General features: G+C 74.6%; 21 protein-coding genes and 1 pseudogene. 13 read left to right on the plus strand and 9 right to left on the minus strand.

Annotated elements, in window-relative coordinates:
* Nucleotides 1-275 precede the first annotated feature (275 nt).
* Nucleotides 276-2,009 carry a lytic transglycosylase domain-containing protein gene (locus tag ACFWMZ_RS13965; protein WP_383201625.1) on the plus strand — a complete coding sequence of 578 codons (1,734 nt, stop codon included), beginning with the start codon at nt 276-278 and terminating at the stop codon, nt 2,007-2,009.
* A gap of 558 nt (nt 2,010-2,567) precedes the next feature.
* Here ACFWMZ_RS13965 and hrpB read toward each other — a convergent pair.
* Together hrpB and ACFWMZ_RS13975 are read right to left on the minus strand one after the other, a co-directional pair.
* Nucleotides 2,568-5,105, minus strand: coding sequence for an ATP-dependent helicase HrpB (gene hrpB / locus ACFWMZ_RS13970; protein WP_383201628.1), 2,538 nt, complete (start codon nt 5,103-5,105; stop codon nt 2,568-2,570).
* A 46-nt stretch (nt 5,106-5,151) separates the two neighbouring features.
* Nucleotides 5,152-5,988 carry a class I SAM-dependent methyltransferase gene (locus tag ACFWMZ_RS13975; RefSeq protein WP_383201689.1) on the minus strand — a complete coding sequence of 279 codons (837 nt, stop codon included), beginning with the start codon at nt 5,986-5,988 and terminating at the stop codon, nt 5,152-5,154.
* Nucleotides 5,989-6,372: 384 nt separating this feature from the next.
* Here ACFWMZ_RS13975 and rpsA point away from each other — a divergent pair, with 384 nt between their 5' ends.
* On the plus strand, nt 6,373-7,893 hold the full coding sequence (gene rpsA / locus ACFWMZ_RS13980) for a 30S ribosomal protein S1 (protein WP_383175327.1): 1,521 nt from the start codon (nt 6,373-6,375) through the stop codon (nt 7,891-7,893).
* Nucleotides 7,894-8,009: 116 nt separating this feature from the next.
* On the opposite strand, the pseudogene ACFWMZ_RS13985 reads toward rpsA, so the two are convergent.
* Nucleotides 8,010-8,306: pseudogene (locus ACFWMZ_RS13985) on the minus strand (sheath polysaccharide-degrading enzyme); the annotation flags it as partial.
* Nucleotides 8,307-8,739: 433 nt separating this feature from the next.
* Between ACFWMZ_RS13985 and ACFWMZ_RS13990 the strand changes: the two are divergent.
* The 3 genes from ACFWMZ_RS13990 to ACFWMZ_RS14000 all read left to right on the plus strand — a co-directional run bounded on the left by ACFWMZ_RS13990 (nt 8,740) and on the right by ACFWMZ_RS14000 (nt 11,090).
* Nucleotides 8,740-9,657, plus strand: a complete 918-nt coding sequence (locus ACFWMZ_RS13990; RefSeq protein WP_383175497.1) for a PAC2 family protein — start codon at nt 8,740-8,742, stop codon at nt 9,655-9,657.
* 156 nt (nt 9,658-9,813) lie between these two features.
* Entirely contained in the window at nt 9,814-10,419 is a 606-nt protein-coding gene (gene coaE, locus ACFWMZ_RS13995) for a dephospho-CoA kinase (RefSeq protein ID WP_383201631.1), read from the plus strand.
* A gap of 308 nt (nt 10,420-10,727) precedes the next feature.
* Nucleotides 10,728-11,090: a tetratricopeptide repeat protein gene (locus ACFWMZ_RS14000; protein WP_383175333.1), complete on the plus strand. Its 363-nt coding sequence runs from the start codon at nt 10,728-10,730 to the stop codon at nt 11,088-11,090.
* Nucleotides 11,091-11,142: 52 nt separating this feature from the next.
* Here the strand turns inward: ACFWMZ_RS14000 and ACFWMZ_RS14005 are convergent, their stop codons facing one another.
* The gene (locus ACFWMZ_RS14005) at nt 11,143-11,412 is read right to left on the minus strand and encodes a DUF6343 family protein (RefSeq protein WP_383201634.1); all 270 of its coding nucleotides are present in this window, start codon (nt 11,410-11,412) and stop codon (nt 11,143-11,145) included.
* A gap of 59 nt (nt 11,413-11,471) precedes the next feature.
* Nucleotides 11,472-12,011, minus strand: coding sequence for an RNA-binding S4 domain-containing protein (locus ACFWMZ_RS14010; RefSeq protein WP_383201692.1), 540 nt, complete (start codon nt 12,009-12,011; stop codon nt 11,472-11,474).
* Between the two features lie 32 nt (nt 12,012-12,043).
* Here ACFWMZ_RS14010 and ACFWMZ_RS14015 point away from each other — a divergent pair, with 32 nt between their 5' ends.
* Complete coding sequence (locus tag ACFWMZ_RS14015) at nt 12,044-13,399, plus strand: M20/M25/M40 family metallo-hydrolase (RefSeq protein ID WP_383201637.1); 1,356 nt, start codon at nt 12,044-12,046, stop codon at nt 13,397-13,399.
* The gene (locus ACFWMZ_RS14020; RefSeq protein WP_383201640.1) at nt 13,396-14,934 is read left to right on the plus strand and encodes a YfcC family protein; all 1,539 of its coding nucleotides are present in this window, start codon (nt 13,396-13,398) and stop codon (nt 14,932-14,934) included. The genes ACFWMZ_RS14015 and ACFWMZ_RS14020 overlap by 4 nt, the downstream gene beginning before the upstream one ends.
* On the opposite strand, the gene ACFWMZ_RS14025 is transcribed toward ACFWMZ_RS14020, so the two are convergent.
* A complete protein-coding gene (locus ACFWMZ_RS14025; RefSeq protein ID WP_383201643.1) occupies nt 14,927-15,496 on the minus strand; it encodes a 2'-5' RNA ligase family protein in 570 nt (189 codons plus the stop codon). The genes ACFWMZ_RS14020 and ACFWMZ_RS14025 overlap by 8 nt on opposite strands.
* 126 nt (nt 15,497-15,622) lie before the next feature.
* On the opposite strand from ACFWMZ_RS14025, the gene ACFWMZ_RS14030 reads away from it, so the two are divergent.
* A complete protein-coding gene (locus ACFWMZ_RS14030) occupies nt 15,623-15,808 on the plus strand; it encodes a hypothetical protein (protein ID WP_383201646.1) in 186 nt (61 codons plus the stop codon).
* Nucleotides 15,809-15,839: 31 nt separating this feature from the next.
* Here the strand turns inward: ACFWMZ_RS14030 and ACFWMZ_RS14035 are convergent, their stop codons facing one another.
* Nucleotides 15,840-16,274, minus strand: coding sequence for a hypothetical protein (locus ACFWMZ_RS14035; RefSeq protein ID WP_383175351.1), 435 nt, complete (start codon nt 16,272-16,274; stop codon nt 15,840-15,842).
* A gap of 32 nt (nt 16,275-16,306) precedes the next feature.
* Nucleotides 16,307-16,780, minus strand: coding sequence for an ATP-binding protein (locus ACFWMZ_RS14040; protein ID WP_383175354.1), 474 nt, complete (start codon nt 16,778-16,780; stop codon nt 16,307-16,309).
* A 125-nt stretch (nt 16,781-16,905) separates the two neighbouring features.
* Between ACFWMZ_RS14040 and ACFWMZ_RS14045 the strand changes: the two genes are divergently transcribed.
* The 5 genes from ACFWMZ_RS14045 to ACFWMZ_RS14065 all read left to right on the plus strand — a co-directional run bounded on the left by ACFWMZ_RS14045 (nt 16,906) and on the right by ACFWMZ_RS14065 (nt 20,460).
* A complete protein-coding gene (locus ACFWMZ_RS14045; RefSeq protein ID WP_383175357.1) occupies nt 16,906-17,766 on the plus strand; it encodes a helix-turn-helix domain-containing protein in 861 nt (286 codons plus the stop codon).
* Nucleotides 17,766-18,008 carry a DUF397 domain-containing protein gene (locus tag ACFWMZ_RS14050; protein ID WP_383175360.1) on the plus strand — a complete coding sequence of 81 codons (243 nt, stop codon included), beginning with the start codon at nt 17,766-17,768 and terminating at the stop codon, nt 18,006-18,008. The genes ACFWMZ_RS14045 and ACFWMZ_RS14050 overlap by 1 nt, the downstream gene beginning before the upstream one ends.
* A gap of 174 nt (nt 18,009-18,182) precedes the next feature.
* The gene (locus ACFWMZ_RS14055) at nt 18,183-18,995 is read left to right on the plus strand and encodes an SAM-dependent methyltransferase (protein WP_383175363.1); all 813 of its coding nucleotides are present in this window, start codon (nt 18,183-18,185) and stop codon (nt 18,993-18,995) included.
* Between the two features lie 212 nt (nt 18,996-19,207).
* Complete coding sequence (locus tag ACFWMZ_RS14060; protein WP_383175366.1) at nt 19,208-19,840, plus strand: uridine kinase; 633 nt, start codon at nt 19,208-19,210, stop codon at nt 19,838-19,840.
* 122 nt (nt 19,841-19,962) lie between these two features.
* On the plus strand, nt 19,963-20,460 hold the full coding sequence (locus ACFWMZ_RS14065; protein ID WP_383201649.1) for a VOC family protein: 498 nt from the start codon (nt 19,963-19,965) through the stop codon (nt 20,458-20,460).
* Here the strand turns inward: ACFWMZ_RS14065 and ACFWMZ_RS14070 are convergent.
* The gene (locus ACFWMZ_RS14070; protein WP_383201695.1) at nt 20,406-21,839 is read right to left on the minus strand and encodes an MFS transporter; all 1,434 of its coding nucleotides are present in this window, start codon (nt 21,837-21,839) and stop codon (nt 20,406-20,408) included. The two genes, ACFWMZ_RS14065 and ACFWMZ_RS14070, sit on opposite strands and share 55 nt — an antisense overlap.
* Nucleotides 21,840-21,864: the final 25 nt, after the last annotated feature.

Here is a 21,864-nt window from a genome sequence, read left to right on the forward strand (position 1 = left end):
GGACGGACGGTGCCGGGCGCACGGTGCCGCGGCTCCGGCCGCGTGAAGGAATCGTGCCCGTGCCTCGGCGGAGTACAACCCTCCGGTGTGCTGCTGGGTCGTAAGGGGCGGCCGGTGCGTACAGACGTGCCGACCACGCGCATGTGGCCAAGTGGTGAATACCGGTCAGCGACGGGTGCCCGTGCGCGGCAGGGTCCCGTAGGGTCGCCAGAGCCGTCCGACCGGGCGCCGGCGCCCACGGGGACGGCTCGTCGACGCGGGAGGGGTTGCACACAATGGCGGCACTGTTCGGACGGCGGATGCGGCGGGGAGCGGCCAGTACGGCCGTCGCGGCGGCGGCGATGGCGGCGCTCTCCGCCTCCGGAGCCCCCACGGCCGCGGACGAGCAGAGGGCGGCGGCCTCCGACCGCCCCTCGGCGAGCGCGCCCGACCGCGACGACCCCTCGGTCAGCGGCGACTCCCCGTACTACACCGAGCTGCCGCCGCTGAAGGGACCCGGACGGAACGATCCGCCGGACGAGACCCCCGGCGTCGGCTCCGCCGAGTCCGGGATACCCGCGACCGTCCTCGCCGCCTACCGCAAGGCGGAAGCCTCTCTCGCCGCCAGCAACCCCCGCTGCCGCGTGCCGTGGGAACTCCTCGCCGCCATCGGCAAGGTGGAGTCCGGCCACGCCCGCGGCGGCCGCCTCGCCGCCGACGGCACCACGCCGTCCCCGATCCTCGGCCCCGTCCTCAACGGTGTCGGATTCGCCGACATCTCCGACACCGACGGCGGCGCCTACGACGGCGACACCCTCCACGACCGCGCCGTCGGCCCGATGCAGTTCATCCCGCAGACCTGGGAGAGCTGGGGCCGCGACGGCAACGGCGACGGCAGGCGCGACCCCAACAACATCTACGACGCCGCCCTCGCCGCCGGCAGCTACCTCTGCGCCCACGACCGCGACCTGACCGTGGAACGCGATCTCCACCAGGCGATCCTCGGCTACAACCGCTCGCAGGAGTACCTGCGCACGGTCCTGCACTGGTACGACTTCTACCGCAAGGGCGCCCACGAGGTCCCCGACGGCAGCCAGCCCTCCCCGGGCGCCCCCGCCGGCACCACCCCGTCACCGGACCCGGTCCGCCCCGGCCGCCCGGGCACCCCGAGCCCGTCGCCCACTCCGCCCGGCAACGGCAACGGCGGCTCACCCAAGCCCACCCCGCCGCCCACGACGACTCCGCCGCCGACCACTCCGCCCCCGACCACCCCGCCGCCGACCACCCCGCCCCCGACCACCCCGCCGCCCACCACGCCCGCGCCCCCCGCCCGCCTCGTCGACCTCGGCGACGGCACGCTCAGCGCCCCGGCGGGCGAGCGGTTCGCGGAGCGCCCGGCCGTGCGGGCCGAACGCGCCGACAAGAAGCCCGCCGCCGAGGCCAAGGTCCGCTTCACCCTCACCGGGGAGACCGGCACCACCTTCGAGGACGGCGCCACCACCGCCACCGTCACCACCGGCGCCGACGGTGTCGCCAAGGCGCCCACCCTGCTCGCCGGTGGCAAGCCGGGGGCCCTCACCGTCAAGGCCACCCTCCTCGGCACCGCCGAGCCCGTCTCCCTCGGGCTGCGCGGCGAGGTCACCGCGCCCCGCGCCGACAAGCTGGTCCGCACCGACGAGACCCCCCTCACCTGCGAAGCGGGCGCCACCTTCGACGGACGGATCGCCCTGGCGGCCACCCGCGACGGCAAGGCGGCCCCCGGCGCCGCGGTCACCGCCACCGTGCTCACCGGTGCTGAACCCACCGACGGCGAGAAGGCCGCCGAACAGGGCCCCTACTTCCTCACCCCCGGCGACGAGCCCGCCGAGGAGCGCCGGGTCCGCGAACTCGCCCTCACCACCGACGAGCAGGGCCGCCTGGTCCTCCCCGAACTCCACGCCGACGACACCGCCGGCACCTTCCGCCTCCGCGTGGAGACGACCGGCGGGGCGGTCGTGGTCCTGGAACTGAAGGTCACTGAGGCCTCCTGACGGGCCATCCGTCACCGGGGCGCAGGCGTTTCGCCGGGCCCCGGTGACGGACGGGCCGGGCCGGCACCGGGTGACGTAACGGGATCAGTCTGCCGCCGCCGGATCGACGCCCAGGCGTCCAGGTAGGCCCCGGAGTCGGCGGACATCTCGGTGCACACGTCCTCCGCGAGGTACCCGGCGAGCGGGATCTCGTGCTGTACCAAGGCGTGCAGCCACGCGTGGCCGACCGGTCCAGGCCCGGCAGCGGGGTGTCACCGCCGCCGTTCCGGGCTACCGGCACCGGGCCTGGAGCGCCCGCGGGCGGTCCGCCGGGTGCCCCTGGTGGGGCGGTTCGCGCCCAGCAGGATGACCCAGCCGTACCGGCGTGGGCGTCCGCCCGAGCCGGTACGGGAGCCGAAGCTCCGGAGCGGCTCGGGTCCGCACTCCGGCAGGTGGACCGCGTACGCCGGAGGCACCCCGCCCACCGTCAGGGGCCTCCGGGGGAGGGGTGCCCGAGACACGGGCCTCCCTCGGACACGGCCGCACCGGTGCAACGGGCCGGACCGGCGCGCAGCCGCCCTATCCCTTGCCGGGCCCCCGCCCCTCCCGTTCCGCCCTCGCCTTGGTGTGCCGGGTCGCCGTCGCCGTCGCCGGGTCCTCCGGCCACGGGTGCTTCGGGTAGCGCCCGCGCAGTTCCGCGCGGACCGCGCGGTAGCCGTCCTTCCAGAAGGACTCCAGGTCGGCGGTGACCGCCGCCGGGCGGTCCGCCGGGGAGAGGAGGTGGACGAGGACGGGGACGCCCGCGACCTGGGGTGTGCCGGTGAGGCCGAACAACTCCTGGAGCTTGACGGCGAGCACCGGCCGCTCCGGGTCGGCGTAGTCGAGGCGGACGCGGGAGCCGCTCGGCACCTCCAGTCGCTCCGGGGCCAGTTCGTCCAGCCTCGCCGCCTCACCGCCCGCCCACGGCAGCAGGCGGCGCAGGCAGGCGCCCGCCTCGATCCGGGCCAGGTCGGCGCGGCGCCGGGCCCGCCCCAGCTCCGGCTCCAGCCATTCCTCGGCGCGGGCCAGCAGGGCCTCGTCGGAGACGTCCGGCCAGGTGCCGCCCACGGCCCGGTGCAGGAAGGCGAGGCGCTGTCGCAGCTCGGCGGCATCCCGCGTCCAGCGCAGCAGCCCCAGACCCTCCCGTTCCAGGCCCGCCAGCAGCGCGGCCCGGACCTGCTCGGCGCCGGTCGCGCCGTCCAGCGGCCGTACCGCCAGTTCCACCGCGCCCAGCCGCTCCACCCGCCGGGCCACCACGTCGCCGCCGGTCCAGCCGATCTCCTCGCCCTCCCGGCGCAGCGGCGCCGCCGCCCACCGGGCCGTCGCCTCGTCCACCGGCGCCGCCAGCCGCACTCGGGCCCGCGCCCGGTCCACCGGCCGGTCCGCGACCGCCACCGCCAGCCACGGGCTCTCCCGCAGGGCCGAACCCGGCGCCAGCTCGGCGCCGGTGCCGGAGACCATCAGGTAGCCGTCACCGCCCCGGGCCCGCGCCAGCCGCTCGGGGAAGGCGAGCGCGGCGACCAGACCGGCCGCCGCGTCGTCGCCGGCGGTGCCGTCGCGCGGGCCCGCGGGGGCCTCGCGGGCGGACGACGCCAGCCGCTTCGCCTCGCGCCGCCAGCGGGCCGCGTACGCGTCCTGGCCCCGGCGCGCGGTCCGCCAGGCGGCGGCCAGGTCGTCGCCGTAGCCGCGCGGCGGCTCCTCGCTCAGCAGGGCGACGATCTCCGCCGCCCGCGCCCCGCCCACCTCGGGCGCCCCGTCGAGCAGCGCCCGCGCCAGCCGCGGGTGGACCCCCACGCCGGAGAACCGCTCGCCGCGGGGGGTGACGGCGCCGTCCGGGGCGAGCGCGCCGAGGGCGGAGAGCACCTCGCGGGCGGCGGCCATCGCGCCGGCCGGCGGCGGATCGAGCAGCGCCAGGCCCGAGGCGTCCGGATCGCCCCAGCAGGCGGCCTGGAGGGCGAAGGCGGTGAGGTCGGCGACCTTGATCTCCGGCGGCGGGAACCGCGGCAGCCGGGCGTCCTCCGCCTCGGCCCAGCACCGGTACACCGCACCCGGCGCCTGACGGCCCGCCCGTCCCGCGCGCTGGCGGCCCGACGCCTGCGAGGCGCGCACCGTGGTCAGCGCGCTGAGCCCGCGCGCGTGGTCGGTACGCGGCTCGCGGGCCAGCCCCGAGTCGACCACCACCCGCACCCCGGGCACCGTCAGGCTCGACTCGGCGACCGAGGTGGCCAGCACCACCCGGCGCCCGGACGACCCGGCGAGCGCCGCGTCCTGCACGGCGGCCGGGGCCCGCCCGTGCACCTGGAGCACCTCCACGCCCGGCAGCGCGCCCAGCTCCCCGGCCACCCGCCCGATCTCCCCGACCCCGGGCAGGAAGCACAGCACGTCCCCCTCCCGCTCGGTGAGAGCGCGGCGCACGGTCGCGGCCACATGGGTCAGGAGCGCCGGGTCGACCCGCATCCCGTGCGGCGGGCGGACCGGCGCGGGCGGCGGCGCCCACACCGTCTCCACCGGGTGGCTCACGCCCTCGGCGGTCACCACCGGCGCCCCGTCCAGCAGCCGCGCCCACCCTTCCGCGTCGGTGGTCGCCGAGGCCGCCACCAGCCGCAGCTCCGGCCGCAGCGTCGCCCGTACGTCCAGCAGGAAGGCGGCGGCGGTGTCCGCGTCGAGATGCCGTTCGTGGCACTCGTCGATGATCACCACGTCGACGCCGGGCAGCTCCTGGTCCCGCTGGAGGCGGCGGACAAGCACCCCGGTGGTGACCACCTCGACGCGGGTCCGCGGGCCGACCACCCGCTCCCCGCGCACCGTGTGCCCGACACTGCGCCCCGGCTCCTCGCCGAGCAGCCACGCCATCCGGCGGGCGGCGGCCCGCGCGGCGATCCGGCGGGGCTCGGCCACCACCACCCGGCGCGGCGGGCCGTCCCCGAGCAGCCCGGCGAGGGCGAGCGGGACCAGCGTCGTCTTGCCGGTGCCGGGCGGCGCGCACAGCACCGCCGTACCCGGCCCCTCCAGCGCCTCGCGGAGCGCGGGCAGCACGGAGCGGACGGGCAACTGGGCCAGGGCGTCGGTACGGATCATGCCCCCAGTCTCGTACGCAGGCGCGCCCCGGCCGCCGGGCTCCCGGTCAGTCCCGGACGCAGACGAAGATCGCGGTGCCCGGGAAGAGGTTGCCGCGCAGCGGGGACCAGCCGCCCCACTCCTGGGTGTTCCAGGCCGGCCACTCCGGCTCGACCAGGTCCACCAGGCGCAATCCGGCGCCGACCACGTCCCGGACCCGGTCGCCGAGGGTGCGGTGGTGCTCGACGTAGACGGCGCGGCCCCGCTCGTCCTGCTCGACGTAAGGGGTGCGGTCGAAGTAGGAGGCGGCGACGGTCAGCCCCTCGGGGCCGGGCTCGTCGGGGAAGGCCCAGCGGATCGGGTGGGTCACCGAGAAGACGAACCGCCCGCCGGGCCGCAGCACCCGGCGCACCTCGCGCAGCACCCGGGCGGGCTCGGCGACGAAGGGGAGCGCGCCGTAGGCGGAGCAGGCCAGGTCGAAGGAGGTGTCGGCGAAGGGCAGGGCCGCGGCGTCGGCCTCGACCAGCGGCACCTCGCCGCCGATCCGCAGGGCGTGCTGGAGCTGGCGGTGGGAGAGGTCCAGGGCGACCGGGCGGGCGCCCTCGGCGGCGAGCCAGCGGGAGCACTGGGCGGCGCCGGCGCCGATCTCCAGCACGTCGCGCCCCTTCAGGCTCCCCTCGGGACCGAGCAGGCGGGCCTCGGCCTCGTCGATCCCCTCGGGGCCCCAGACGAAGCGGTCGTCGCCGAGGAAGGCGCCGTGCTCGCGCTGGTACGCGTCGGCGTTGCCGTCCCACCAGCCGCGGCTGGCCCGGCTGCTCTCGGCGGGGGAGGCGGTGCGGCGGGTCGCCTCGGGTTCCGGGGCCTCGTCGGCGGCGGACCGGGGCGGTACGGGCTCTTGGATGATCGGCTCCCTCGTCGTACTCTCCGTACTTCACCGGAGCCGTGCCCCGGTGGGGCAGCCGGTGTCCGCGCGGTCCCGGTGCGGGCCGTGTGGCCTCAGGCAACGGGAATTGTGCCGGGTTCGCGGCTTGTGTCCCGGGTGTGCGCCTTCGCGCATTGACCCTGTCCGGCTGCCCCCGTATGCTACAAGTTGCGCTGCGAGCCTGCGCTCCTCAGACCTAGCAGGATGTGCTCGCTTCTGTTGTGTGTCCCCTCGGTTGTACGAGGCGAGGGCCCCCGGGACTCCGGAGGCTGTGCCTCTGAAGGCTGTTCGACTGCTGCAGAGTGAAACCGGCTCCGTGCGCGGCAGTACCTACGACTTCATGTCCGTACCGGAGCCCTTTCCCACATGACGAGCAGCACCGAGACCACCGCCACCACCCCGCAGGTTGCGGTCAACGACATCGGTAACGAGGAAGCTTTCCTCGCCGCGATCGACGAGACGATCAAGTACTTCAACGACGGCGACATCGTCGACGGCGTCATCGTGAAGGTCGACCGGGACGAGGTCCTGCTCGACATTGGTTACAAGACCGAAGGCGTGATCCCGAGCCGCGAGCTCTCGATCAAGCACGACGTCGACCCCAACGAGGTCGTCGCCGTCGGCGACGAGATCGAGGCCCTGGTCCTCCAGAAGGAGGACAAGGAAGGCCGCCTGATCCTGTCCAAGAAGCGCGCTCAGTACGAGCGTGCCTGGGGCACGATCGAGAAGATCAAGGAAGAAGACGGCATCGTCACCGGTACCGTCATCGAGGTCGTCAAGGGTGGTCTCATCCTCGACATCGGCCTCCGTGGCTTCCTGCCTGCCTCCCTCGTCGAGATGCGCCGCGTCCGCGACCTCCAGCCCTACGTGGGCAAGGAGCTCGAGGCCAAGATCATCGAGCTGGACAAGAACCGCAACAACGTGGTCCTGTCCCGCCGCGCCTGGCTGGAGCAGACCCAGTCCGAGGTCCGCCAGACCTTCCTCACGACCCTCCAGAAGGGTCAGGTCCGTTCCGGCGTCGTCTCCTCGATCGTCAACTTCGGTGCCTTCGTGGACCTGGGTGGCGTCGACGGTCTGGTCCACGTCTCCGAGCTGTCCTGGAAGCACATCGACCACCCGTCCGAGGTTGTCGAGGTCGGCCAGGAAGTCACCGTCGAGGTCCTCGACGTCGACATGGACCGCGAGCGCGTCTCCCTGTCGCTGAAGGCGACCCAGGAAGACCCGTGGCAGCAGTTCGCCCGGACGCACCAGATCGGCCAGGTCGTTCCCGGCAAGGTCACCAAGCTCGTTCCCTTCGGCGCGTTCGTCCGCGTCGACGAGGGCATCGAGGGTCTGGTCCACATCTCCGAGCTGGCCGAGCGCCACGTGGAGATCCCGGAGCAGGTCGTCCAGGTCAACGACGAGATCTTCGTCAAGGTCATCGACATCGACCTCGAGCGCCGCCGCATCAGCCTCTCGCTGAAGCAGGCCAACGAGGCCTTCGGCGCCGACCCGTCGGTCGTCGAGTTCGACCCGACCCTGTACGGCATGGCCGCGTCCTACGACGACCAGGGCAACTACATCTACCCCGAGGGCTTCGACCCCGAGACCAACGACTGGCTCGAGGGGTACGAGACGCAGCGCGAGGCCTGGGAGACCCAGTACGCCGAGGCTCAGCAGCGTTTCGAGCAGCACCAGGCCCAGGTCATCAAGTCCCGCGAGGCGGACGCCCAGGCGGCCGCCGAGGGCACCGACACCGCTGGTGCGGCCCCGGCCGCTTCCGGTGGCACCGGTGGTGGCGGCGGCGGCGGTTCGTACTCCTCGGAGTCCGCGGACAACTCCGGCGCCCTGGCGTCGGACGAGGCCCTGGCCGCCCTGCGCGAGAAGCTGGCCGGCGGCCAGAGCTGAAGCACCATGCTCTGACCGGCTGACAAGCCCGCACGGAAGGCCCGCTCCCCTTGGGGGGCGGGCCTTCCGCCGTTTCCTGGTGCGGCCGGGCGTTACGGCGTGACGGGGATGTTGGTGAGTCCCTTCCCGCCGGTCACCGTGTTGGAGGCGTGCACGGTGGTGGGGCAGTCGGCCGAGCGGTGGGTGATGCGGGCACCGGCGGTCGCGGGAACGGTCGCCTTGAAGTTGCCGGTGTACGTCCCGTCGGCGAGGTGGACGGTGTCGCCGGGGCGAACGGCGGTGAGCGCGGCCTTCAGCTCCTTGGCGGTGGTCACCTCGGTCACGGTGGCGGGGGCCGGGGCGGCGGCCGCGGTGCCGGGGAGGAGGGCCGCCGAGGCGAGGGCGGTGGCCAGCAGGGGAGGGGCGGTGCGCATGGGGGATGCCTTCCGTCGGACCTGTCATGGGGAGGTACGGGCCGGTGGTCGCGCCGGGCGGTGACGCTAGGGACGGGCCGCGCCCCTGTCAAGGTCTGGACCAATGCTGGGGAGGTGGTGATGGCCGTCCGGCGGGGGCCGCGTACGGCAACGGGCCCTCGGCGTACGGACGCCACGGCCCTCTGCCGCCAACCCGGCCTCCTCATCGAGGTGTTCACCCACGCCCGTCCCTTCGGAGAGAAGGCCGAGCCGGCCCCGGCGGAGGCCCGGGAGGGGCACGCCGCCACCCGGGTGGGAAGGCTTGTCGCCAGAAACGTCGAGCCACGGGACGCCGGGAAAGGGGTGCGGGCGGGAATGCCCGTGGGCCTGGGGGTGTTCTGCAGTACGGACACGAGGAGGAACGGTCACAGTGCAGGATCGAGACCCGCAGGATCTGTACGCATGGGAGCCGAAGGGCCTCGCAGCGGTGGACACCGCGCTGGCCCAGGAGTCGGCCGGGCTCGTCATGCTCTACCACTTCGAGGGATACATCGACGCCGGGCAGACCGGGGAGCAGATCGTCGACGAACTGCTGGACGACCTGCCCCACCAGCCCGTCGCCCGCTTCGACCACGACCGGCTCATCGACTACCGGGCCCGCCGCCCGCTGCTCACCTTCCAGCGCGACCGCTACACCGACTACGAGGTCCCCGCGCTCGAACTCCACCTGGTGCAGGACGCCACCGGCGCCCCCTTCCTGCTGCTCGCCGGTCCCGAGCCGGACGTGGAGTGGGAGCGGTTCGCGGCCGCCGTCCAGCAGGTCGTCGAGCGGCTCGGCGTACGGCTGACCGTCAGCGTCCACGGCATCCCGATGGGCGTCCCGCACACCCGCCCGGTCGGCCTCACCCCGCACGGCAACCGCACCGACCTGGTCCCCGGACACCCGACCCCCTTCGACCAGGCGCAGGTCCCCGGCAGCGTCGAGGCGCTCATCGAGTACCGCCTCATCCAGACCGGCCACGACGTCCTCGGCGTCGGCGCCCACGTCCCGCACTACATCGCCCGCTCCGCCTACCCGGACGCCGCGCTGACCGCGCTGGAGGCGATCACCGCCGCCACCGGCCTGGTGCTGCCCTCCGTCGCGCACACCCTGCGCACCGAGGCCCAGCGCACCCAGACCGAGATCGAGCGCCAGGTCGGCGAGGGCGACGAGGAACTGGTCGCGCTGGTGCGGGGGTTGGAGCACCAGTACGACGCGGTCGCCGGGGCCGGCGCCCGCGGCAACATGCTGGCCGAGCCCGCCGACCTGCCGTCCGCCGACGAGATCGGGCGCGAGTTCGAGAAGTTCCTCGCGGAGCGCGAGGGGGAGTAGCCCGGGGGCGGGGGTGGCCGGAGGTTAGGCTGCCCACGCCCTGCCCGGGCCGGTCGTGTGACCGGCCCGCCTCCGTGCCGGCCTCGGCCCGGCGGCCGGCGGGGCGTCCGGGGTCCGCGGGCGCGGACCCGTCGAGCGGAGCGAGGAGGGCGCGGCGTGCTGACCGTGGGGCTGACGGGCGGGATCGGGGCAGGGAAGAGTGAGGTGTCCCGGCTGCTGGTGGAGCATGGGGCCCATCTGGTGGACGCGGACAAGATCGCCCGCGAGGTGGTGGAGCCCGGGACGCCGGGGCTGGCCGCCGTGGTCGAGGCGTTCGGGGAGTCCGTGCTCGCGGACGACGGGTCGCTGGACCGGGCCAGGCTGGGGGAGATCGTCTTCGCCGACCCTGAGCGGCGGGCCGTGCTGAACGGGATCATTCATCCGCTGGTGGGGGAGCGGTCCGCCGAGCTCCAGCGGGAGGCTCCCGCGGACGGGGTCGTCGTCCACGATGTGCCGCTGCTCGCGGAGAACGGGCTTGCCGAGCTCTACGATCTGGTGATCGTGGTGGATGTGGCGCCCGAGACGCAGGTCGACCGGCTGGTGCGGTTGCGGGGGATGGGGGAGGAGGAGGCTCGGGCGCGGATGGGGGCGCAGGCCGGGCGGGAGGAGAGGTTGGCTGTCGCCGACCTGGTGATCGACAACGATGTGCCGCTCGATGTGTTGCGGGCGCGGGTGGGTGAGGTGTGGGGCGAGCTTGAGGCTCGGGCCGCTCGGGGGTACTGATTGGCTTCTGGTCGGCCGGGCTGTCTTCTGTGGTCCTGTCCGCCTTGAGCGTGCCGGTCAATGATGGCCTCAAGTGCCGGCCCGGCTGATGTGTGGCCGTGCCGGTCAATGATGGCCTCAGGTGCCGGGCGGGCTGGTTTTGTGGCCGTGCCGGTCGGGGATGGCCTCAGGTGCCGGCCGGGCTGGTTTTGTGGCCGTGTCGGTCGGAGAGGGCCTCGCGCGTCGGCCGGGTGGGTTTCGGGTGGGCTGGGGTGGAACATTCTGGGGGTGGGGTGTGTTCGCGGGGAGGGACGAGGAAAGGGGCTGGGGTGGCTGGGAGTACTCCGGAGACGGATGTCATCGACTATCGGGCGGCTGAGCAGTTGCTCGCCGCGCGGGATCCGCGGGGGGCCGTCAAGCTGCTGGACTCGGTGATCGCGCGTCACCCTGAGCACACGGCGGCCCGGTTGCTGCGGGCCCGGGCGTTCTTCCTCTCGGCGCAGCTCAGGGCGGCCGAGCTGGAGTTCACCGTGGTGCTGGAGCGGGAGCCGGACAACGCTTTCGCGCACTTCGCGCTGGCCCGGACCTACGAGCGGGCCAACCGGCCCGAGCAGGCGCGGCGCCACTTCCGGCTCGCCGCCGCCCTCGACCCGAGGCCCGAGTACCTGGCCGCGGCGCGGTTCGACGACTAGGGGGTCTCAGACAAGTCCCGCACTGCGAAGGCACCCCCTGACCCGGCCGGGCTCAGCGTTCGGGGGGCCGGGTCGAGCGGCCGGGCGGGATGACCTGGGGCGGCTGGGTGTGGCGGCGGATGCGGCGGGTGACCGCCATCAGGTCCAGGACCGCGACCAGCCAGAGGATCGCGCAGAGCGCTGCCCAGCGGGGCTCGTCGATCAGGGCGAAGGCGACAGCTCCGGCCAGGGCCCAGACGACGCCGAAGACGCCCAACGCCCTGCGCATCCGCAGCGGGCTGCGTGCTGTCGCCGGTTCGGTGCCGGAACGGCCTGGGCGCATCGGCTCCACCTCCGCTCCCTCCCCATGGTGCACCCAGGGGAGGGAGTGACGGGAGCGGCTCAGTCGGCCATGCCGCGCAGCCGCTCCATCTCGCGGCGGTCCCGCTTGGTCGGGCGGCCCGCGCCCCGGTCGCGTACGCCCGCGGGGGCGACGGCCTCGCGGGGTGGCGGGGGCGGGCTGTTGTCGACGTAGGCGGTGACGGCGACGGGGGCGCCGACCCGCTTGCGCAGGACGGTGCTCACCTTCACCAGGCGGTCGCGGCCGCCGTGGCGCAGCGCGACCTCGTCGCCGACACGGACCGGCTGGGCGGGCTTGGCGCGCTCGCCGTTGACGCGGACGTGCCCGGCGCGGCACGCGGCCGCCCCCGCCGACCGGGTCTTGACCAGCCGTACCGCCCAGATCCAGGCGTCCACCCGTACCGAACCGCCGCCCTGCGAAACCTCCGTAGCCATGGGTCGAGCATAGAACGGCGGCCCCGGTCGGCGGTCTCCCCGGGCGCGGGGGCCGACGGGGAGCGTGCCGCTTCCTCCGGCGTGCCGCCGCGCCGTTGCCGGCGACGCCTGCGGATAATGCGGGCTGTTCCGGACAAAGCAGGCGATCCCGTTTGGGTGGCGGGCGACGAGGGGGCGGTATGGACCCGCAGAGCAGGGCCGACGAAGTGATGGACGGGGTCTGGGCCGATCTGGCGCGGCTGGCCGCCATCGACTCCGTCGCCTTTCCCGGCCACCCCGAGGCGCCGGTGCGGCGCGCCTGCGACCTCGTCGCGGAACTGTTCCAGGAGGCCGGAGTTCCGCACGTGGAGCTGCTCGACCTGCCGGACACCGCGCCGGTCGTCTACGGGGAGATCCTGCCGCCCTCCCCGCACGCCCCCACCGTGCTGCTCTACGCCCACTACGACGTCCAGCCGCCCGGCGACCCGGCGGCCTGGCTCTCACCGCCCTTCGAGCCGACGCCCGTCGAGGGCGGGCTACGGGCGCGGGGCGTCGCCGACGACAAGTCCAACATCGCCGCCCACCTGGGCATGGTGCGGGCGTACGAGGGCAGGCCGCCGGTCGGCGTCAAGATCGTCGTGGAGGGGCAGGAGGAGTACGGCAGCGCCTTCGACGTCTATCCGCCGACCGACCCCGAGCGGTTCGCCTGCGACGCCATGGTCATCGCCGACCTCGGCAACCTCCGCCCCGGCACCCCGACCCTCACCACGGGGCTGCGCGGCGCGAGCGAGGTGGAGGTCGAGGTCCGCACGCTGGCCGAGCCCCGGCACAGCGGGGAGTTCGGCGGGGCCGCCCCCGACGCGCTGCTCGCCCTCGTCCAGGCGCTCGGCACGCTCCACGACGCCCACGGCGACGTGGCCGTGCCCGGGCTGCGCCGCGAGGCGTGGAGCGGGGCCTCGTACACGGAGGAGGAGTTCCGCGAGCTGGCCGGGGTGGAGCCGGGGCTGCCGCTGCTCGGCTCGGGCAGCCTCGGTGAGCGGCTGTGGAGCGGTCCCGCGATCACCGTCATCGGCCTTGACGCGCCGCCCGTGGACCACGCCGCCTCGGCGGTCGTCCCCTGGGCCCGGGCCAAACTGAACCTGCGGTTCCATCCGCTCCAGGATCCCGCGGAGGCGCAGGACGCCCTGGTCCGGCACCTGCGCTCGCTCCGGCCGTTCGGGGTGCCGCTGACCGTGACACCCCTCGACACCGGGGCCGGATACCGGGCGGCCACCGACGGACCCGCCTACCGCGCCGCCCGCGAGGCGCTGCGCGACGGTTGGGGCGAGCAGGCCCAGGAGGCCGCCACCGGTGGTTCGATCCCGCTGGTCAACGGGCTGGCCGCGGCGGCACCCGGTGCCGAGGTGCTGCTCTTCGGCGCTCAGGACTCCCTCTGCAACCTGCACGCCCCCAACGAACGCGTCCTCCGCGACGAGGTGCGGGGCACCGTCGTCGCGCTCATCTCCTTCGTTCAGCGGTTCGCCGACGCCCACGGCCCGGCCGGGGAGGCCCGGTGAGCAGCCCCGCGCCCGCCGAGGAGAAGGGGCCGGAGGGAGACGGCCCCGAGGGGAAGCGGAAGTTCACTTTCCCCAACGCGATCACCATCCTCGCCGCCGTCACCCTCGCCGTCTGGCTGCTCGCCTTCCTGATCCCCTCCGGCCAGTACGAGCGCGACGCCGACGGCGCACCCGTCGAGGGGACGTACCAGCGGGTCGAGACGGAGCAGAGCCTCACCGACCGGTTCAACGATCTCTTCCTCGCCCCGGTCAACGGCCTCTACGGCATCCAGGACGCCGACTCCGGCGAGGTGGGACCCGACTTCAGCGGCGAGCTCTACGGCAGCGCCGGGGTCTTCCTCTTCGTCCTGGCCATCGGCGCCTTCATCACCGTCGTCTTCGCCACGGGCGCCCTCGACCGGGGCATCAGCCGCCTCGCCCACCGGCTGCGCCGGCGCGGGACGCTGCTGATCGCCGGGATCATGGGGGTCTTCTCGCTGCTGGGCACCGTCGAGGGGTGGGCCGAGGAGACCCTCGGCTTCTACGGCCTGGTGGTCCCGCTGATGCTGGCCCTCGGCTACGACCGGATGGTGGCCACCGGCACCATCATCCTCGGCTCCGGCATCGGCGTGCTCTGCTCCACCGTCAACCCCTTCGCCACCGGCGTGGCCTCCTCCGCCGCCGACATCTCCCTCGGCGACGGCATCGTGCTGCGCGCCGCGATGTGGGTGGTGCTCACCGGCGTCACCATCGCCTACGTCGCGCGGTACGCGAGCCGGGTGCGCCGCGATCCGGCCCGCTCGCTCAGCGGCTTCCTCCCCGGCGACCGCGAACAGGCGGCCGAGGCGGCGGGGGAGCCGCCGGAGCTGACCGGGCTGCACCGGGCCGTGCTGATCGTGGTCGCCCTGGTCTTCGCCTTCATGATCTTCTCCGTGGTGCCCTGGTCCAACGCGCTGACCGGCGACGCCGACGCCGAGCCGTACGGCTTCGAACTCGGCTGGTCCTTCCCGCAGCTGGCCGCGTTCTTTCTGGTGGCCGCGGTGCTGGTGGGGCTGGTGGGGCGGATGGGGGAGCAGCGGATCAGCTCCACCCTGGTGCAGGGCGCCGCCGACTTCATCTCCCCGGCCATGGTCATCGTGCTGGCCCGCGGTGTCACAGTGATCATGAACAACTCGCAGGTCACCGACACCGTGCTGCACTCGGTGGAGAGCGTGGTGCGCGGCACGTCCTCGGCGCTCTTCGCGGTCATCGTCTTCCTGGTCAACCTCCCGCTGGCCTTCCTGATCCCCTCCACCTCGGGCCACGCCACGCTCTCCATGCCGGTCCTCGCCCCGCTCGCCGACTTCGCCGGGGTCTCCCGGGCCCTGGTCGTCACCGCCTGGCAGTCGGCCAGCGGCTGGATGAACCTCTGGGTGCCCACCACCGCCGTCACCATCGGCGGGGTCGCGCTGGCCAAGGTCGGCTACAACCGCTACCTGCGCTTCGTCGCGCCCCTGCTAGCCGTCCTCGCCGTGTTGATCTGCGGGTTCCTGGCGCTGGGGGCCGCGCTCACCTGACCTGGGGCCCGGGCCCGAGCGGGTAGGTGAGCCGGTCCTGCCAGGTGTGCCCGTCGTGGACGATCAGGCGGACGCCGGTGACCCGGCAGGTGACCGGCAGGGCCGGGGCCAGCCGCTCGCGGGCGGCGCCGAACTCCTCGCCGTGGGCCACCGTGACGTGCGGGGCGAGGCCCTCCGGCCCGAAGACCCCCCGGTACGGCACGGCCTCGGGCCACCGGGCGCGTACGGCGCCGGTCAGGGCCGTCAGCGGTTCGGGGGGCTCCGGCGCGAGGAACAGCACGCCCGGCTCACCGCGGAAAGTGGCGAACCGGAGCGTGAAGGGAGCGTGCGAGGCGAACAGGGCGCGCAGGGCCGCGTCCGCACCGTCCGGGTCGTCGGAGCCGGGCCGTACGCGGGCGACGGGGAGGAACGGGTACAGGACCGTGGCGTGCGCCCGGATGCCGGTGGTCACCAGCGGGTCCAGCGCCGGGAGGGCAAGGGTGAGCGCGGTGTCCCCGGCGCGGTCGCCCCAGCCGTCGTCGGCGGCGGGCCCGTCGTGGCGGGCGGAGAGCTGGTCGGTCACGAGGAGCCATGCTCGCATCCGTACGGCCGCACGCCGGGGGCGGGTTCCGTGACCTGGCACGGCCGGACTCGTTGCCCGGTGCGAGGCGGCCCGGTGCCGCACGGGCGAGCGGACGGGGGAGCACGGATGGGCGAATCCCGGCAGGCGGAGGCCGAGCGGGTGGAGCGTTTCCCGGCGGGCGGGCCGCGCGGATCCTGGCCGGCCGAGGAGTACGCGAGGGTCTGCCGATCCCGCGGGCAGGCGGCGGAAGTCGTCATGGACCTGCCGAGCGACGCCTACTGGGTGATCGTGCGGCAGCCAACCGGAGGCTGACGGGGCCGCGGACCCCCGCCGGGTCCGGCGTTCAGTCCTCGCCGCGCCGGGGCGGCGGGAGGTGGCCCGCGCCGACCGTCCGCGACCAGGCGGGGGTCGTGCCGGTGAGTCGGCAGAGCGCCAGGTAGAGCGGGATGGGCGGGGTGTACGGCGCGTCACCGTCGGGGCAGTGCAGCAGGGTCGGCGCGGAGTCCGTCTCGGGGAGCAGCGCGCCCGGCGAGTAGTACGACGGCATCGGCCACTCCAGAGCGATGTCCGAGCCGGCCGGGACCACCCACCACCACAGGCCCTCGTCGGCGTAGACGCAGCCGACGCGGGGGAGCCGGGTCATGATCCGGTGCGAGAAGTTCTCCGGGATGCCGACCGCGTCGCAGCCCAACTGGGTGCGCATGCCCGGCGGCAGCTCCAGGCGCCGGGGCGGCGGCACGCTCTGCCGGGACCGGGAGAGCCGTGTCAGCGTGTCCATGCTCAGCCGTCGCGATGTGAGTGTGCGCAAGTTCAGGCCCCGCTTCCCAGGTCGTGCGACGTCCGCGCCGGAAGTTCCGCCCAGACGGTGAGTCCGGTGCCGGTCTCCGCCTCCAGCGCTCCCCACGCGGTGGAGAGGGCGGCGACGAGCAGCAGGCCCCTGCCGTGCTCCTCGGCGGGCCGCCCCTCGGCCGGGCACGGAGCGGCGCCGGCGTGCCCCTCGTCCCGTACGGCTATCCGCAGGCAGTCGCCGTCGCGGAGGCTGCGCAGCTCGCAGGTGATGCTGCGGCTCGTGGTGTGCACGATCGCGTTGGTCACCAGCTCGGAGACGACCAGGTCGGCCGCCTCGCGGGTGTCCGCGCACACCGGCCAGCCCGCCAGCCGCTCGCGGGTCAGTCTGCGGGCCTCGGAGGCCGAGCGGGGGTGGGCTGCCAGGTCGAAGCTGCAACAGCGTTCGACGGCGGCGTCCAGCGGGGCGGCGGGAGCTAAGGGGGCGGGCGGAGTCACGACAGCCACTATCGTCCTGCCGCAGACACTTGGCAAGGGTCACTCTGAAAAGTTCACAGTGCAGTGTCCTCCGGACGTCGCGCATGGCACACTGCTCGCTAACAGCTCGTCAGCGGGAGGTCGACGTGAGCGAACCGCGGTCCGCACCGACCGTCGGCCAGGTAGTGCTGGGCAGACGCCTGCAGGACCTGCGCGAGGGCGCGGGACTGAAGAGGGAGGAGGCGGCGCGCGTACTGCGGGTCGCCCCCGCCACCGTGCGCCGCATGGAGACCGCCGAGGTCGCCCTCAAGATCCCGTACCTCCACCTCCTGCTGAAGGCGTACGGCGTCGGCGACGAGGAGGCGGAAGCCTTCATCGCCCTCGCCGAGGAGTCCAACCGCCCCGGCTGGTGGCAGCGCTACCACGACATCCTGCCCGGCTGGTTCAGCATGTACGTCAGCCTGGAGGGCGCCGCGACCCTCCTGCGCTCGTACGAACCGCACTTCGTCCCCGGACTCCTGCAGACCGAGGAGTACGCGCGGGCCGTCCTGGTCTCCGGAGCGGTCGGCCAGACCAGCCCGGACGACATCGAACGCCACGTCGCCCTGCGGATGCAGCGGCAGGAGCTGCTGGAGCGCGAGGACGCTCCCCGGCTCTGGGTGGTGATGGACGAGACGGCGGTGCGCAGGCCCGTCGCCGAATCAGCCGTGATGCGGGCCCAGATCGACAGGCTGCTGGAAGTCGCCGAACGGCCGCACATCACCCTGCAGATCTCCGAGTTCGCGTCCGGACCCCACCCGGGCACCTACGGGCCGTTCGTCCTCTTCCGGTTCGGCGAACCCGAACTCCCGGACATGGTCTACAGCGAGTACCTGACCGGCGCCGTCTACCTCGACGCCCGCGCCGAGGTGGTCACGTACCTGGAGGTCATGGACCGCATGGCGGCGCATGCGGCGACAGCACATCGCACAAAGGAAATCCTCAAGGATCTCCGCAAGGAGCACTAATGGACCGGTCCCCGATATACAGCGGTATGCCCGCCCGCGAACTCGGTACCGCCGGCTGGCGCAAGCCGTGGAGCGGCGGCAACGGCGGCAACTGCGTGGAGGCCATGAGGCTGGACGACGGGCGCGTCGCGGTGCGCCAGTCCGCCGACCCGGACGGGCCCGCGCTCATCTACACCCACGGCGAGATCAGCGCGTTCATCCAGGGCGCCAAGACCGGCAAGGCCGACTTCCTCATCTCCTGACCCCGCATCCTTCCCGCCCCCACGGGCCCTCGTGCGCCACCCACCGTCGTGAACCGGCCAGGTGCCCGAGGGCCCTTGCCGTCCCCGGGCCGAACACGTGTACTCGGCTCCCGCGGAACCGGCCCAGCCGTCGGCCCCGCTCCGACCTCCGATCCTCGTCCTCAGGGAGCGTGCATGACCGGGCAGGAACAGACCTCCTTCTACATCGACACCACGAAGCCGCACCCGGCCCGCATGTACGACTGGTTCCTCGGAGGCAAGGACAACTACCCCGTGGACGAGGAGATGGCCCGCCAGCTCCTCGCCGTCGACGCCCGCGGCCGGGACATGGCCAGAACCAACCGGGCGTTCATGCACCGCTCCACGCGGTGGCTGGCCGGGCCCGGCGGCATGCGCCAGTACCTCGACATCGGCACCGGCATCCCCACTGAGCCCAACCTCCACCAGCTCGCCCAGCAGACGGCGCCCGACTCGCGGATCGTCTACACCGACAACGACCCGATCGTCCTGCGCCACGCCGAGGCCCTGCTCCGCTCCACGCCCGAGGGCGTGACCGAGTACCTCCAGGCCGACGCCCGGGAGCCGCGGAGCATCATCGAACAGGCCGCCGAGGTCCTCGACTTCTCCCGCCCGATCGCCCTCTCCCTCAACGCCCTCCTCCACTTCGTCTCGGACGAGGACGGCGCCTACGAGCTGGTACGCGACCTCGTGGCGCCGCTCGCCCCCGGCAGCCACCTCGTCGTCTCGCACGTCGCCTCCGACTTCGACCCCGAGGGCGCCGAGAAGGCCCGCCTGCTCTACGCCCGGCGCGGCCTGACCCTCGCCCCGCGCGACCGCGAGCAGTTCAGCCGCTTCTTCGACGGGCTGGAGCTGGTCGAGCCGGGCATCTCCCTGGCCGCCGAATGGCGCCCGGAACTCGGCGAGGCCGTGCCGGTGACCGGCGACGCCCCGATCCCCGGCTGGGTCGCGGTGGCCCGCAAGCCCTGACGCGCCGTACGGGACGAGAAGGCGGGACCTCCTGCGCGGAAGCCCGCCTCCTCGCGGTCCCCCGTGGGCCTCAGCCCAGCGGGGCCGCGGCGAAGCAGGCGCAGGCGGCCGCGCAGGCGGCATCGCGCCCGGGCGCGGCCCGGGAAGGGCCGTACGGGCCCGTACCGGGCGCGCGCCCGCCGTGGGCCGGGCCGTGGGGGCAGGATGGACCCGTGCGCTTCGAACCGATCAGCCGGGACCGCCTCGCCGACCGCCTCGCCGCCCGCGTGGACACCCTGACCCCCGCCGAGGGCGCCACCCGCGCCCGGGTCGGCGTCGACGCCGCCGCGGCCGCCCGGCCCGGGGAGCTCGCCGCGGAACTCGCCGAACGGCTGCGCGCCCGAGGCCGGCCGGTCCTCACCGTCGACACCCACGGCTTCCTGCGCCCCGCCTCCCTGCGCTACGAGTACGGGCACCACGACCCGGACAGCTACCGCGAGAGCTGGTTCGACGAAGGCGCCCTGTGGCGCGAGGTGTTCGGCCCGCTCGACCCCGGCGGCAGCGGCGCGGTCCTGCCCGACCTCTGGGACCCCGCCACCGACCGGGCCACCCGCAGCCCGCGCCGCGAACTGCCCCCGGGCGGCGTCCTGCTGCTGCACGGGCCGATGCTGCTGGGCCGCTGGTTCCCCTTCGACCTCACCGTCCACCTCCACCTGACCCCCGCCGCCCTGCGCCGCCGCACCCCCGACGAGGAGCAGTGGACGCTGCCCGCCCTCGCCCGCTACGCCGAGGAGGCCGAGCCGGCGGCCACCGCCGACGTCGTGGTCCGGCTGGACGACCCGGCCCGCCCGGCCTGGACCGGCTGACCCGCCGCCGGGACCGGCCGCGGCCGCGGAGGCCGGCCGGGCGTCGCCGCGTACGTACGCCGACGCGCGGGAGCACGCCAATTCCCTTGCCGCGTCCGCCCGGGCGCCCCAGACTGAGAGCCATGACCCGGACCACCGAACCGCCCACCGCCAGGCAGCGCCCGCGCCTCGATCACCTGGTGCTGTGGGTGGCCGACCCGACCGCCTCGGCCCTCTTCTACGAGTCCACCCTCGCCGCCCAGCCCGTCCGCCTCGCCGAATTCACCGCGGGTGAGGTCCCCTTCCCCTCGGCACGCCTCAACGACGAGACCATCCTCGACCTGATGCCCCTCACCATGGCCCCGCGCACCGAGGTCTTCCCCGGCGCCCACGCCGGGTCGGGGCACCCCTTGAACCACTTCTGCGTCGCCCTCACCGGAACGGAGTTCGACGCGCTCGCGGCCCGGCTGGAGGAGCTCGGCGCGCCCGTCTCCAAGACCGGCCGCGGCTCGTTCGGCGCCCGGGGCGCGGCCACCCGCAGCTTCTACTTCGGCGACCCGGACGGCAACGTGATCGAGGCCCGTCACTACGACGGGGAGCCCGGCGCCGCCGGCCTCCCCGGCGAGGACGACGGCGCCTGAGCCTGGCCGGGGAGGCCGCTGGCCGGGGCCGGCACCGGCGGCGCGGCCTCCCCGGCGGGCCGCGCCCCGGCGGCCGGGGGCGTCGCGGCTCCGCCGCGGGCCCCGGTGAGCGCCGTGAACAGGGTGAGCGCGGTGAGCGGCAGCAGCAGGGCCGCCGCGAGCAGGTTGAGCACGCCGTACCCGGCTCCGGCCACCACCAGCCCGGCCGCCGCCCCGCCGATCCCGGCCGCCGCGTTCATCGTCAGGTCGGAGAGTCCCTGGACCGCCGGGCGTGCCGCCTGCGGGACGGCGTCGGTGAGCAGCGCGGAACCCGCCACCAGCCCGGCCGACCAGCCGAGCCCCAGCACGAACAGCCCGGCCGCCGTCCGCCCGTGACTCGCGCCCGCCGTCCCGGCGAGCAGGGCCGCGCAGCCCAGCAGGGCCACGCAGAGCCCGATCACCGGCAGCCGGCCCCGGTCCGCCAGCCGGCCCATCAGCGGCGAGAACGCGTACATCCCCGCGATGTGACCGCTGATCACCAGGCCGATCAGTTCGATCGCGGCGCCGTGGTGGCCGAGTGCCACCGGGGTCATCGACATCACCGAGACCATCACGGTGTGGCTGATCGCGATGGTGGCCAGTGCCAGCCGCGCCCGGGGCGAGGCCCGCACGGCGGCGGCCGCCGCCCGGAACGACCGGCCCTTCGGCGTCCGGTCGGCGTCCGGGTCCAGCGCACGCGCCGTCAGCAGCGGGTCGGGCCGCAGCAGGACCGCGACCAGCACGGCGGCGGCCAGGAAGACGATCCCCGCCCAGAGGAACGGGCCCGCCGCCTCCGGCACCCCAAGCCCGCGCACGCTGCGCCCCGCCGGTGCCGCCAGGTTGGGGCCGAGCACCGCGCCGATCGTGGTCGCCCAGACGACCAGGGAGATCGCCCTGCCCCGCCGCTCGGGCTCGGCGAGGTCGGCGGCGGCGAACCGGGACTGGAGATTGGCGCAGGAGGAGGCGCCGAAGGCCGCCATACCGACCAGCAGCAGCGCGAAGTGGTCCAGGACGGCGCCCGCCACCACCACTCCGGCACCGGCCGCGCCGACGAGATAGCCGAGCACCAGCCCCGGTCTGCGGCCGCGCGCGGTCATCAGCGCGGCCAGCGGGACGGAGAGCAGGGCGGTGCCCGCCACCGTGGCCGTCGGCGCCAGTCCCGCCACCGCCTCCGTACCGCCGACCTGGCGGGCTAGCAGCGGGGAGAGCGCCACCCCGACGGCGACCCCGAGCCCGCCGAGGATCTGCCCGGCCACCAGCACCCGGGCCACCCGGCGCCGCAGCGCCACCAGTTCCTCGGGGCGGACGGGAGGGGCGGCGGACTCAGGGCGGTGCGGCCCGGGAGCGGGCCGGTCGGATATCTCCACCGCAGCAGTGTGGCAGCGC

The organism is Streptomyces sp. NPDC058373 (assembly GCF_042723275.1).
GTDB lineage: Bacteria > Actinomycetota > Actinomycetes > Streptomycetales > Streptomycetaceae > Streptomyces.